Here is a 12,774-nt window from a genome sequence, read left to right as displayed (position 1 = left end):
AGATTGGGCCGGCTTTTGGCTATATGGCAGGGCTTCGATCTTGCCGGGCAGCCGGCGAAATGTTCTTGTAGCGATCGAAAGTCGAATGCCTTCCAGAGAAGAACGAGGGGTCGCCGTGATTTCCGAAACCGCCGCGCGTCGGAGCGGCTACTGGCTGATTGTCGTCGTGCTGGCAATGCTCGCAGGACTGCCGCTGGCCGTCTGGCTCGATATCAGCGATCTCTCGGGAAATACCCTGCGGCGTCAAGCACGCGACATGAGCTCGCTGATCTCGAGCATCCGTTCCTATTATTCCGCCAATGTCGTCGGGCGCGTCCTGGCCGCGCATGCCAGCGGCCTGACCGAAGGCACGGTCGTCTCCCACAACTACGCGAATATTCCTGGCGCCATCCCGCTGCCGGCGACGCTTTCCCTGGAGCTCGGCGATGTCATCAAGGAGCAGCAGGCCAACATCACCTACCGCTTCGTTTCCGATCTGCCGTTCAAGAGTCGCGCATCCCACGAGCTCGACGATTTCGAAAAGAATGCGCTGGCCGCACTGCGCGCCAATCCGCAGCAGACGCTGAACGATCTCACTCGTGTCGGATTGACCGATACCTTGCGCTTCATCACCCCCGTCGTCATGGGCCAGGCTTGTGTTGCCTGCCACAATACCCATCCCGAAAGCCCGAAGACCGATTGGAAAGTGGGCGATGTGCGCGGCATTCAGGAAGTCATCATCCGGCAGCCCTATGCGAGCAACATCTTCGCCTTCAAATACCTGCTCTGCTATTTTTTGTTCGTTGCCATCATCGGCATCAGCTTCATTCTCCTCCAGCGGCAGCAGGCGCGCGCGATCCATAGCGCCAACCGGGATCTGGAAACGGCAAACGAGTTTCTGGCCAGCGTTTCCCTGAAGATTTCGCGCTATCTCTCGCCGCAGATCTACAAAAGCATCTTCAGCGGGCAGAAGGATGTTGTCGTCCATACCGAGCGCAAACGCCTGACGATCTTCTTCTCCGACATCAAGGATTTCACCGCCACCACCGAGCGCCTGCAGCCGGAAGCGCTGACGGCGATGCTCAACGAATATCTGACTGAGATGTCGAACATTGCCCTGGAACATGGCGGCACGGTGGACAAGTTCATCGGTGACGCCATGCTGGTGTTTTTCGGCGACCCGGAAACCAGAGGTCCGGAGGAAGACGCCAAAGCCTGTCTGCGCATGGCCGTCGACATGCAGCGCCGTCTCGGCGAACTCAAGGACAGATGGCGCAGAAACGGCACCGAAGAGCCTTTCGTCGTCCGCATGGGGATCAATAGCGGTTATTGCAACGTCGGCAATTTCGGCAGCAGCGACCGCATGGACTATACGATCATCGGGGCGGAGGCCAATCTTGCAGCCCGGCTGCAATCGATCGCCCAGGGAGGAGAAATCGTCATCAGCTACGAAACCTATGCGCTGGTGAACGAGATCGTCGACGCCCACCCACTGCCACCAATCACCATGAAGGGCATCCAGCGCGAGATCGTGCCCTATGCGGTGGATGGCCTGACCCTCGGAGCGGACCACAAGAGCCGCGTGCTCAGCGAACACCTCGCCGGCCTCGACCTGCATCTGGATATGAGCAGGCTGGAGCCGGCCGACCGCCTCCGGGTCAGGACGGCTCTCAAGGAGGCGATCGCCGCGCTTGATGAAACCGCGCCCGGGGCAGCCGGATCGTGACCGGACAGGGGCAAGCGTGATTTTTCCACCTGCTTTCCATATGCATCTGGACTTCCTATACCCGATCTGATATCCCGCATCACCAATCGCAAGGCTGCGGCCGCGCGAACGTTATATTTTTGCCCCTGGCGCTGCGCCGCCGCCGGCATCAACCAACCAAAGGAACGTGATTCTCGTGCAGGTACTTGTCCGCGATAACAATGTCGATCAGGCTCTCCGCGCTCTCAAGAAGAAGATGCAGCGCGAAGGCATTTTCCGCGAAATGAAGATGCGCGACTACTACGAGAAGCCGTCGCAGAAGCGTGCTCGCGAAAAGGCCGAAGCTGTTCGTCGCGTTCGCAAGCTGGCCCGTAAGCGCGCCCAGCGCGAAGGTCTGGTCGCACGCTGAGCGTTGCCGTCGTTTTTTCGACGTTTTCAGATGCATTGTGGCGGGGGCGATGGGTTCGCCACCGCCTTTTTTAGTTTGCCGCTGAAGATCGCATATCCCAGTATCGGGTATGCCGCATGGGGAAAGCGAGCCCGAATGGCTGTCAACACCTTCAATCCGTCCCGCGCCTGGCGCCTGCAGAAAACCGCATTCCTGCCCGCTTTGGCGCTGGCGGCAATGTTCGGCCTTGCCGGCTGTGAGACGACAAACACAACTGATGCCGTGATCCGCATCGACAAGGCGCAGGGTTCGGAAGAGAATATCGCCTCTCTGACGGCGGTCATCAACGCCAATCCCAAGGATCCGGAAGGCTACAACGTCCGCGGTTCCGCCTATGGCCGCGGCGGCCAGTTCCGCCAGGCGCTGAACGATTTCAACACCGCATTGCAAATCAATCCGCGGTTTTTCCAGGCCTATGCCAACCGCGCCCTAGTCTATCGCAACATGGGCCAGCAGGCCCAGGCGATCAGTGATTACAATGCCGCGCTGCAGATCAATCCGAGCTACGACGTCGCCTATATCGGCCGCGGCAACGTCTATCGCATGGCCGGCCAGGACGACCAGGCCTTCAACGATTTCGACAAGGCGATCCAGCTTGGCACCACCGATGGCCGCGCCTATCACAATCGTGGCCTGATCTATCAGAAGCGCAATCAGCAGGATAAGGCGATCGACGATTTCTCGAAGGCGATCTCGCTCGCGCCGAATTCGCCCGAGCCCTATAACGGCCGCGGCATTTCCTATATCGCGCTGAACGACAACGATAACGCCTTTGCCGACTTCAACCATGCGATCGAACTTAACGGCAACATTGCCGAATCTTGGGCCAACCAGGCGCTGGTTTACGAGCGGCGCGGCGACAAGGCGAAGGCCGCCCGGTCCTATCGCCACGCCGTTGGCCTCGATCCCAAATATCAGCCGGCTCGCGACGGCCTTGCTCGCGTCGGCGCCTCAGCCGGCTAAGGATATCAGTTGGGCGGCCGAAATATCGGCCGCCGCACGGTATGTCGTCCTCGATGACATATCATAGTATGTTGCAACCTGCTCTTGCTCCCCCTAACATGGCGCTGCTTCGATAGCTTGCTATCAGGTGTTCGAAACAGTTTGAGGGCGGCTTGCGAGAGATGCGGATCTTTGCTTTCCTGACCGCTCGCAAAAACCCTTGCCGGCCAGCGCATGGGACGTGGCGAAACAGATGAAGATCGTCGCGTTGTTCTTTCCCAAGGCCTCCATAGGCACCTATCTCGTCGCCATGGCGGTGGCGATCGCGCTGCCCATCTTCGCCTTTGTAACACTGCTTCTGCTGCAGCTTGAGGACAACCAGCGTTCGACGCTGCGGCGCGAGACGGCCCAGGATGCGCTTGCGCTTTCGCGCATCATCGACCGTCAGCTTCAGGATATGGCAACGACGCTGCGGCTGCTTTCGAGCTCGCCGGAGCTCGAAAACGGCAATCTCGCCGCCTTCCACGAGCGCACGGAAACGGCCCTCAGAGACAATACGCTGTTCGTCATCGCCGTCGATCGCACCGGTCAGCAGTTGTTAAATACGCGCCGGGCGTTCGGCACGCCGCTTGGAAAGACGGCGAACCTGCCCGCGCTCGAAGCGGTCATGGCCTCCGGTCGCATCGAGGCATCGGACGTCTTCCGCGGCCGGACCAGCGGCGAATGGGTCTATAACGTCACCCTGCCGCGGGCAGACGATCCCGTCGCAGCGCTCATCATCACCCAGGATGCCAAGGATTTGGGCAAGCTCGTGACGACCGAGGGCCTTGCCCCCGGCTGGTCGGCCGCGATCATCGATCAAAGCGGCCATGTGGTCGCTGGTGCCGGCCCCGCCAATCTCGAACCCGGCACGCTCTTCGATCCGCGCATCCTGCCGGCATTCACCGCGTCACGCGGCGTCTTCCAGGACGAGAAGATCCTGCCGCACATGCTGCTTGGCTATGCCAGGATTCCCGGCTGGTCGTGGAAAACTGTGATCTGGGGACCGATCGCCCAGGCTTCGATCCTCAGCACCTGGCGTTTCCTCATCATCGGCGGCGTAGCCTTGGTGCTCGTCGCCGTGCTCGGCGCCTATGCCGTCGCACGGCAGGTGCGCACCACCATCCGCGATATTGCCGAAATGGCCAACCGTATGGGCGAAGGCCATATCGTCTCGCCGGTCGAGACCAGCGTCATCGAGGCGAACCAGGTGGCGATCGCGCTTTCGAACGCCTCCTTCGATCGCAGCCAGACCGAGGACCGGCTGCGCTTCGTCATGCACGAACTTGTCCACCGCACCAAAAACCTTCTGACGCTTGCCCAGGCGATGATGCGCCAGCTCGCCAAACAGGCCGACAGCGTCGAGACCTTCCAGGCCGCCGTCGCCGACCGCCTCGAGGGGCTGGGACGTTCGATCGAGCTGCTGACCAGCGAGCAATGGGGAGGCGTGTCGCTGCGGCGGGTCGTCGACATCCACCTGCAGGCCTTCCCGCAATCGCGCGAACAGATTGAAATCACCGGCGAAGATTTCGTGCTGAAGCCGGATGCGGTGCAAAATCTCGGCCTTGCCCTGCATGAACTCGCCACCAACTCGGTCAAATACGGTGCGCTTTCCGTCCCGCAAGGCCGTGTCCGCTTCGAATGGCGCGATGTCAGGGAGGAAGACAAGCCGGATGCCCTGCTCCGCTTCACCTGGGAGGAACGCGGCGGCCCGCCTGTGGCAGAGCCAACCCGCTCAGGTTTCGGCACGACCGTTATCAAGGCCCATGCCGCCTCCGCCTTCCGCGGCACGGTGCAGGTCGATTTCCGGCCCGAGGGCCTGTTGTGGGTGCTGACGGCGCAGCGCGCCATGCTGGAACGGGACTAAACATCCAAGTCAGGAACAATCGCCACCCCTACCCGTTTCGAACAGGTCGTTCCCAAGGAGAAAGACCATGTTCAAGCAAACGATGATCGCCGCCGCGGCTCTGACGGCCGCTGCCTGGGCAGATCAGGCGGGCGCGGAAAGTTATGTGACGCTTGGCCGCCTGGTCTGCGGATCGGATGGTGGCCAGGGCCTGATCATTACCTCGCAGAAGAACCTGATCTGCACCTATACGCCGGCGTCAGGCGGCGCCAAAGCGGTCTATGCCGGCAAAATCGAGAAGTTCGGTCTCGACATCGGCCAGACCGGCAAGAGCGTGATGATCTGGCAGGTGCTGGCGAAAACCGGCACGGATATACCGCAATTCGCGCTGGCCGGCGAATATTACGGTATCGGTGCGGATGCGAGCGTCGGTGCAGGGGCCGGGGCCAAGGTAATTGCCGGGGGCACCAACAAAGCTTTCATGCTGCAGCCGCTGAATGTCCAGGCGCAGGAAGGGCTGAATCTCGCCATCGGCGTCGAAAAGATGACGCTGGTGCCGGGCGAGACCTGAGCAAAGCGGCCCCGTCCGACCTGAACGGAACAGCCGCCCGAGGGGCGGCTGTTCTGGGGTGATCAATGCGAAATCGCCTTGTTGATATCCTCGGTCATCTTCTTCGCGTCACCGAGCAGCATCATGGTGCCGTCCTTATAGAACAGCGTATTGTCGATGCCGGCATAACCGGAGCCGAGCGAGCGCTTGACGAAAAGGCAGGTCTTTGCCCGGTCGACGTCGAGGATCGGCATGCCGTAGATCGGCGAGGTCTTGTCGTCGCGCGCCGCCGGATTGGTGACGTCGTTGGCGCCGATGACATAGGCGACGTCGGCCTGGGCAAATTCCGAATTGATGTCCTCGAGCTCGAAGACCTCGTCGTAGGGAACATTGGCTTCGGCGAGCAGCACGTTCATATGGCCGGGCATGCGGCCGGCGACCGGATGGATCGCATATTTCACTTCGACACCGTTCTTCTTCAGATTGTCGGCGAGTTCGCGCAGCGCATGCTGGGCCTGGGCGACCGCCATACCGTATCCCGGCACGATGATGACCTTCGATGCATTGGCCATCAGATAGGCCGCATCCTCGGCCGAGCCGAGCTTGACCGTCTTGTCTGAGGTGTCGGGGCCGCTGGACGCCGTCTCGCCGCCGAAACCGCCGAGGATGACCGAGACGAAGGAACGGTTCATGCCCTTGCACATGATGTAGGAGAGGATCGCGCCGGAGGAACCGACAAGCGCGCCGGTGATGATCAGTGCGAGATTGCCGAGCGTGAAGCCGATGCCGGCCGCAGCCCAGCCGGAATAGGAATTCAGCATCGAGACGACGACGGGCATATCGGCGCCGCCGATCGGCACGATCAACAGAACGCCGAGCGCCAGCGACAGCGCCACCACGGCCCAGAAATCGAAATGGCTTTCGGTGGCGGCCAACCCGATGATGAACAGCACGATCAGCACCAGCAGCGCCGCATTGATCACATGCCGGTAAGGCAGCATGATCGGCTTGCCGGACATGCGCCCGTCAAGTTTCAGGAAGGCGATGATCGAACCGGTGAAGGTCAGCGCACCGATGGCGACGCCGAGCGCCATTTCGACCCGCGCTTCGGTGTGAATCTGGCCGATCTCGCCGATGCCGAAGGAGGCGGGGGTATAGAGCGCCGAGGCCGCGACCAAGACGGCCGCGAGACCGACCAGCGAATGGAAACCGGCAACGAGCTGGGGCATCGAGGTCATGGCGATGGTGCGGGCGACATAGGCGCCGACGCTGCCGCCGATGGCAAGGCCGAGGATGATCAGCACGAAACCGCCGAAATTCGGCGTCGCCAGCACCAGCGTCGTCAGGATGGCGATCCCCATGCCGATCATGCCGTAGAGATTGCCCTTGCGGCTGGTGGCTGGATGCGAGAGACCCCGAAGCGCCAGGATGAAGAGAACTCCGGAGACGAGGTAGAGGAAGGCTGCGATATTGGTCATCGGTTCCTCACCGGTCTTTCTTGCGGTACATCGAGAGCATTCGCTGCGTCACGAGGAAACCGCCGAAAATGTTCACCGAGACGAGCACGAGGGCGACGAAGCCGAAGCCGGTCGCAAGCCCGCTTGTCGAGATGCCGACCGCCAGAAGCGCGCCGACGACGATGACGGAGGAGATCGCATTGGTGACAGCCATCAGGGGCGTATGCAGCGCCGGCGTCACCGACCATACGACGTAATAACCGACGAAGATCGACAAGACGAAGATCGCCAGCTGGAAGACGAAGGGATCGATCGCCCCGCCGGTCGCAGCGCTGGCCGCTTCCGGTGCATGGGCCGCCGCCGTGACGACAGCGGTGACCGCCTGGTCGAGCTGCTCCAGCGCTTTGTCCATTGCTTCACTGGCCATCAGAGATCTCCCTTCTTCGCGCCGCCGAAGGCGGGATGCACCACGTCGCCGGCATAGGTCAGCATCGTCGCCTTGACGAGTTCGTCGTCGAGGTTGACGACCACGCTCCGGCCCTCCTTGTTGACCATGGTCTCGAGGAAGGTGACGAGGTTCTTGGCGTAGAGCGCCGAAGCGCTGGCCGCGACCCGGCCCGGCATGTTGGCAAAACCGATCACCTTGACGCCGTCGACATCGGCGATCTCGCCGGCAACGACGCCCTCGATATTGCCGCCGCGCTCGACCGCAAGGTCGACGGCGACCGCGCCGGGTTTCATCGCAGCGAGCATGGCGCGCGAAACGAGCCGAGGCGCCGCGCGGCCGGGGATCAGCGCGGTGGTGATGACGATATCCTGCTTGGCGATATGTTCGGCCACCAGCGCTGCCTGCTTTGCCTGATAGTCGGCGGACATTTCCTTGGCGTAACCCCCGGCCGTTTCCGCCGCCTTGAACTCCTCATCCTCAACGGCGATGAACTTGGCGCCGAGCGAGGCGACTTGCTCCTTGGCGGCCGGGCGTACGTCGGTGGCCGAAACCGCAGCACCCAGGCGCCGCGCCGTGGCGATCGCCTGAAGACCGGCGACGCCGGCACCCATGACGAAGACCTTGGCGGCCGGCACGGTGCCGGCAGCCGTCATCATCATCGGCATGGCACGGTCATAAACCGCCGCCGCCTCGATGACGGCCTGATAGCCGGCGAGATTGGCCTGGGACGACAGCACATCCATGGACTGGGCGCGGGTAATGCGCGGCATCAGTTCCATCGCAAAAGCCGAAAGACCGGCGCTGGCAAGAGCGGCGATCGCTTCGTCATTGCCATAGGGATCCATGATGGCGATGACCACGGCGCCGCTTTTATAGCCTGAAATTTCCTGTGCGGTCGGGCGGCGCACCTTCAGCACGACGTCGGCGGAGGCTGCATCGGCAGAACTGCCGATCCTGGCGCCGGCTGCCTCGAACTCTCCGTCTGGAACGCGCGACGCCGCACCGGCACCGGCTTCGACGACGACGTCGAAGCCGAAACTCTTCATTTTTTTCACGGTCTCGGCGGAGGCCGCGACACGCGTCTCCTCGCCCGCAATTTCCCTTGCAACGAAAACGATATTGCCCAACTGCCCCCTCCTCCGGGTCAGCCAGACCGCCGCAGGCTTCCCTGCGCAGGCCAAGCACCTAAAGCATGTCGTGCAAAACTGTCTGGCAGCCCTGCGATAACGATATGCGAGAAAATAAAGACCTGAAGCGCGAAGAGCCAATCTGAAAGATCGCAACGCGCTTCAGTCACAAAGCTTCGGCGAAGCCCTCCCTTTTGCCGCGCTCAGCGGAACAGGAAGACGCCGACAGCGAGTAGAATGATGAAGACGAGGAGGCCGCCGAGAAGGCCAGCGCCGCCAAAGAAACCGGCGGTCATCGCAAGCAGGAGGACGATGAGAAGCATCGAGCCGTATTTGGTGGCAGTGATGAACATGTCGTAGGTCTTTTCATGTTCTTTGTAATCCATCGGCGCGCCGGTCTCGACCGGTCCGGTATGATGTTCGGCCATAAAAATATCGTCTCCCTGAAATGCCTCTGCGCTGCCTGATTCCCTCGGCTGGCGAGGGAAATCCCTGCTTGCAGGAATTACACAATGACAGCCGAAAGCGCAATCCATGAGAATGCCGCAGCTCATGCATGTCGCCCGGAAGTGTGCAGCGGTTCCGGAAGAACGACATGCATCAAAACAAAGGGCTAAAGCGCGTCGCATGAATCAGATTTGATGCGACGCGCTTTTAGGCTTCAAAACCACCTATTCCCAGGCGAAAAAAGCATGAGGGACGACGACTGCGGATAGTGTCGTCGCCCCTCATTGTTCTCACTCTGATGCTCTCTCGGTGAGAGAACAGAAATCAGAGCGGCAGGTCGGTGCCGAGTTCGCCTTGCGGCACGAAGCGCGCTGTCGGAATGATGGTGAGCGGCGGCAAGGTGTCGTTGGGATTGCGTGAAAACATCATGCGCTGCTCGCTGGCGCTGGAGATGAAGAAGGGATAGCGCGTCAGCAGCTTGCGCCCGACCTCGATCACATTCGTCGCCATCAGCGTCATGTCGATACCGTAATTCTTCGCCAGCCGGCCGGGCACGACCGTATCGGCATAGAAGACGCGCTTGTAGAAGGCCGCATGCGGCGGCCGGACAAACTGAAGAACGCGGTCCGCGCGGAAATACGCCGCTGCCACGATGGTCGGCCGCAGCGTCAGATAGGGAACCCACGGCAGATCGGCGGTGAGCTCGGGGTCGGCGGCGAAACGCGCCGGATCGATCAGTGTCAGCCCCGCATCCAGAAGCTCATCCATCGCCTCCGGAAAGGCGCCGCCGGATTGGCTGAGGCGATGCTCCGGTGTCACATAATGAACCCGGATGGTGCTGACCAATTCCCCATAATAGTACAGGCCGAAGATATAGGCGTGACTGTCGAAATCGCTATCGTCCAGCAGCCCTTTCGGGGCGAGCGCGAGCACGTCGTGAGCCTTATAGGCCTTGTAGCGCAGGCGTTCCACCTGCTCCATGTCTTCGCTGCTTTCGACGCGACGATACTCGACATGATCCAAAACTTCCAAAATTTTCGCGCTGAAATCGCTACGCTTGAACAGTGTCTCTGACATTCTCTCGATCCGCTCGTTAACGGATCATTAATCATATGCCGGCGAGATTTAGGCAAGGAAATCCGATAATTCGGCCCGTTTATAAAGTATTAAGGTTAACGGCGCGGAGGAGTGTCAGTGGAAAAGCGGCCGTAGCGGAGCGCTCAGGCGACCTTGTTGCGTCGGCGTTGAACGGGTCGGCGGCCGATGCCCTGCTGCAAGAGCGGGATATTCTGGGAAGGCACCGGCTGAGAGAAAACATAGCCTTGCACCAGATCGGTGCTGCGGTGTTTGTTGAGCAGGGCGAGCTGCTCTTCGGTCTCGACACCCTCGATGACGATCTTCAGCCCCAGTTCACGGGCGAGATGGACCGTGCCGCGCAGCAGCTTGAGGCGGCGGGTATCCTCGACGATATTGCGGACGAAGGAGCGGTCGATCTTGACGATATCAAGCGGCAGCGTGTCGAGATAGCTGAGACTGGAGAAGCCGGTCCCGAAATCGTCGATGGCGATGGTGATGCCGCGGGCCCTGAGCTCCGCCAGGATGGCACGCACGGCCGCCGGCTCGTCGATCAGACAGCTTTCTGTGACTTCGAGATGCAGCCGCGCCGCATCGAGGCCGGAATGAGCAAGCGCGTCGGCGACCAGCTGGAGAATGTCGGCATCCCTGAGGTCCCGAGCCGAGAGGTTGACCGAGACCGCGATATGGTCCGGCCAGTTCATGCATTCGCTGCAGGCCTTGAACAGGACGAAGCGGGTGATGTCGGAGATGATGCCCATATCCTCGGCAAGCCGGATGAAGACATCGGGCGGGATCGATCCCTTCTCCGGATGCACCCAGCGCGCCAAGGCCTCGGCGCATTCGATTCGTGAACCGTCGGCCCGGAACATCGGCTGGAAGACCAGATGCAGCGCCTGCGCGGAAACCGCGTCACGCAGATCCGCCTTCAGCTTCTGCTGCTCGATGTAGCGGCCGTCCATCTCCCGCTCGAAGCCTGATATGCCGCCCTTGAAGCGCGACTTGCTTTCGAACAGGGCAAGATCCGCCTTGACGCTCCATTCGTCCATCGCGAAGGCAGTGCTTTCGAGGATGGCGTAACCTGCGCTGAGCGAAACGAGGAAGGTCAGCTCATCGACCTCATAATGCCCCTGGATCGCCGCGTGTACGCGGCGGATCTCGATGTCGAGCGAGGCCGGCTCCTTCGCATGCGGGAAGAACAGGATGAACTGGTCGCCCATCAGCCGGCCGAGAATGGCGTTGCCGGAAGCCTGCTTGATGCGGGCGGCGATAGCGCAGAGCAGATGGTCGCCGGTGACATGGCCGCGCATGTCGTTGACATGTTTGAATTCGTCGATATCGAGAACCATGAAGCCGAGCGGCCCGGACTTCCTCTGATGTTTGGCGAGATAGTCCTGCACCAGCTGCCCGAAATATTCCCGGTTCGGCAGACCGGTCAGCGCATCGAAGCGGACCATGTGCATGATCTTCTGCTCCGCCTTGACACGGCTCGACACGTCTTCGAAGATCAGTACGGCGCCGCCATCGGCTCTCCGGCTGGCGGAGAATTCCAGCGACAGGCCCTCGGGAAAATGAACGAGCGTGCGCGACAGGTTACCTTCGGCGACCTGGGTGAGCTGACGCAGGATGAGCTCCGGCTGCGAGGCGTCCATGAAGCTGTAGCGCGCGCCGTAACGCAGGACGGCGCCGAGGTCGCGGTCCTTCAGCCGCTCCGGCGCGCCGATCTTCAGAAGCTCGCAGGCCTTGCGATTGACGACCTGGATCCGGTTTTCGGCATCGACCATGACGAGGCCATGCGGCATATTGTTCAGCGCCGTATCGAAACGGTCGGCGATAATGGTGATCTCCCGGCGCGCGATGACATTCTCATAAAGGAACTCGCGCACGCCGTTCGCCATGGCCCGCGTCGTCAGCCAGAAGGGAATGAGGAAGATCGACAGCAGGCCACGATAGAAGTCCAGCGCCATCAGGCTGCAGACGATCATCGGCAGACAGCAGGAGAAGGTCTGCAGGTCGACCGCCAGGCGCGAACCGTAGTTGCGACCGACGACGGAAACCATGGTCGCCATGGTGACGGCAATGCAGGCAAGCTCGGCAAAGGAATCGTGCACGACGAAGATGGCGTAGCCGCTGGCGAGGCCGAGCAGAGCGGTGGTGCAGGCCGCACCGGCAACCAGGATCCGCTCCCAACGCTCGATCCCGGCGTGCGACAGGCGCTCCTTGTCGACCTGGTCGAACCGCCGGAAGACAAACATGCGGACGCAGAAGACCAGAAGGAAGGCGGCGGCCAGCAGGATGTAGACGAAGGATTGGGTCTTGGCGGCGACGGCCAGGCATGTCGCGACGTGCACGATCACGCCAGCAAGAAGCGTCATGCGGTTCCCGGACAGGGAACTCACAAACGACAGATACACATCTAAAGGGACCCTGTTCGGGTTATCTGGCTTCATCCACACTTTCCCTGTGCGCGGGAATTCTAAGCCCAACCCTTTAAAAATTGATTTCAATGGAATCAAACATTTGGTCAAATTTTCTAAAACCAGAGGATGAACCCTACAGCTTACACGCGTCAATGCAGCCTCTTGGCGAGATTATTGAAATTTTTTATCCACGCCAGGGTTGTCTAATTATTATATGGTCACACGGTCCGGTCAGCGCATCTAAGACTATACTCCAAGCCGCGGCATTTATCCTTCCAATTTCGAAGGCCGT

The 12,774-nt window shown here is 60.9% G+C and carries 11 protein-coding genes; 5 read left to right on the top strand and 6 right to left on the bottom strand.

What is annotated here, in order from left to right; genetic code table 11:
- The first annotated feature begins 85 nt into the window (after window positions 1-85).
- The 5 genes from FHX03_RS18615 to FHX03_RS18595 all read left to right on the top strand — a co-directional run bounded on the left by FHX03_RS18615 (window position 86) and on the right by FHX03_RS18595 (window position 5,530).
- Window positions 86-1,705 carry an adenylate/guanylate cyclase domain-containing protein gene (locus FHX03_RS18615; RefSeq protein WP_183778600.1) on the top strand — a complete coding sequence of 540 codons (1,620 nt, stop codon included), beginning with the start codon at window positions 86-88 and terminating at the stop codon, window positions 1,703-1,705.
- Between the two features lie 175 nt (window positions 1,706-1,880).
- Complete coding sequence (gene rpsU / locus FHX03_RS18610; protein ID WP_003585885.1) at window positions 1,881-2,093, top strand: 30S ribosomal protein S21; 213 nt, start codon at window positions 1,881-1,883, stop codon at window positions 2,091-2,093.
- A gap of 135 nt (window positions 2,094-2,228) precedes the next feature.
- Window positions 2,229-3,095 (top strand): tetratricopeptide repeat protein, encoded by an 867-nt coding sequence (locus tag FHX03_RS18605; protein ID WP_097628720.1) that lies wholly within the window; start codon window positions 2,229-2,231, stop codon window positions 3,093-3,095.
- 232 nt (window positions 3,096-3,327) lie between these two features.
- On the top strand, window positions 3,328-4,980 hold the full coding sequence (locus FHX03_RS18600) for a sensor histidine kinase (protein ID WP_097628719.1): 1,653 nt from the start codon (window positions 3,328-3,330) through the stop codon (window positions 4,978-4,980).
- A gap of 67 nt (window positions 4,981-5,047) precedes the next feature.
- Window positions 5,048-5,530: a DUF992 domain-containing protein gene (locus FHX03_RS18595; RefSeq protein WP_183778598.1), complete on the top strand. Its 483-nt coding sequence runs from the start codon at window positions 5,048-5,050 to the stop codon at window positions 5,528-5,530.
- 62 nt (window positions 5,531-5,592) lie between these two features.
- On the opposite strand, the gene FHX03_RS18590 is transcribed toward FHX03_RS18595, so the two are convergent.
- The 6 genes from FHX03_RS18590 to FHX03_RS18565 form a co-directional block, all read right to left on the bottom strand.
- Window positions 5,593-6,987: an NAD(P)(+) transhydrogenase (Re/Si-specific) subunit beta gene (locus FHX03_RS18590; protein WP_183778596.1), complete on the bottom strand. Its 1,395-nt coding sequence runs from the start codon at window positions 6,985-6,987 to the stop codon at window positions 5,593-5,595.
- A gap of 7 nt (window positions 6,988-6,994) precedes the next feature.
- Entirely contained in the window at window positions 6,995-7,393 is a 399-nt protein-coding gene (locus FHX03_RS18585; protein WP_003590253.1) for a proton-translocating transhydrogenase family protein, read from the bottom strand.
- Window positions 7,393-8,541 carry a Re/Si-specific NAD(P)(+) transhydrogenase subunit alpha gene (locus FHX03_RS18580; RefSeq protein ID WP_097628716.1) on the bottom strand — a complete coding sequence of 383 codons (1,149 nt, stop codon included), beginning with the start codon at window positions 8,539-8,541 and terminating at the stop codon, window positions 7,393-7,395. The genes FHX03_RS18585 and FHX03_RS18580 overlap by 1 nt, the downstream gene beginning before the upstream one ends.
- A gap of 203 nt (window positions 8,542-8,744) precedes the next feature.
- The gene (locus tag FHX03_RS18575; RefSeq protein ID WP_003590250.1) at window positions 8,745-8,969 is read right to left on the bottom strand and encodes an aa3-type cytochrome c oxidase subunit IV; all 225 of its coding nucleotides are present in this window, start codon (window positions 8,967-8,969) and stop codon (window positions 8,745-8,747) included.
- A gap of 343 nt (window positions 8,970-9,312) precedes the next feature.
- A complete protein-coding gene (locus tag FHX03_RS18570) occupies window positions 9,313-10,065 on the bottom strand; it encodes an N-acyl amino acid synthase FeeM domain-containing protein (RefSeq protein WP_007631761.1) in 753 nt (250 codons plus the stop codon).
- Between the two features lie 143 nt (window positions 10,066-10,208).
- A complete protein-coding gene (locus FHX03_RS18565) occupies window positions 10,209-12,512 on the bottom strand; it encodes a putative bifunctional diguanylate cyclase/phosphodiesterase (protein WP_097628714.1) in 2,304 nt (767 codons plus the stop codon).
- Window positions 12,513-12,774 lie beyond the last annotated feature (262 nt).

Source organism: Rhizobium sp. BK456 (assembly GCF_014194045.1).
GTDB classification, from domain to species: domain Bacteria; phylum Pseudomonadota; class Alphaproteobacteria; order Rhizobiales; family Rhizobiaceae; genus Rhizobium; species Rhizobium redzepovicii.
The sequence above is the reverse complement of the archived record's forward strand: the minus strand, read 5'-3'. Positions and strand labels throughout refer to the sequence as shown.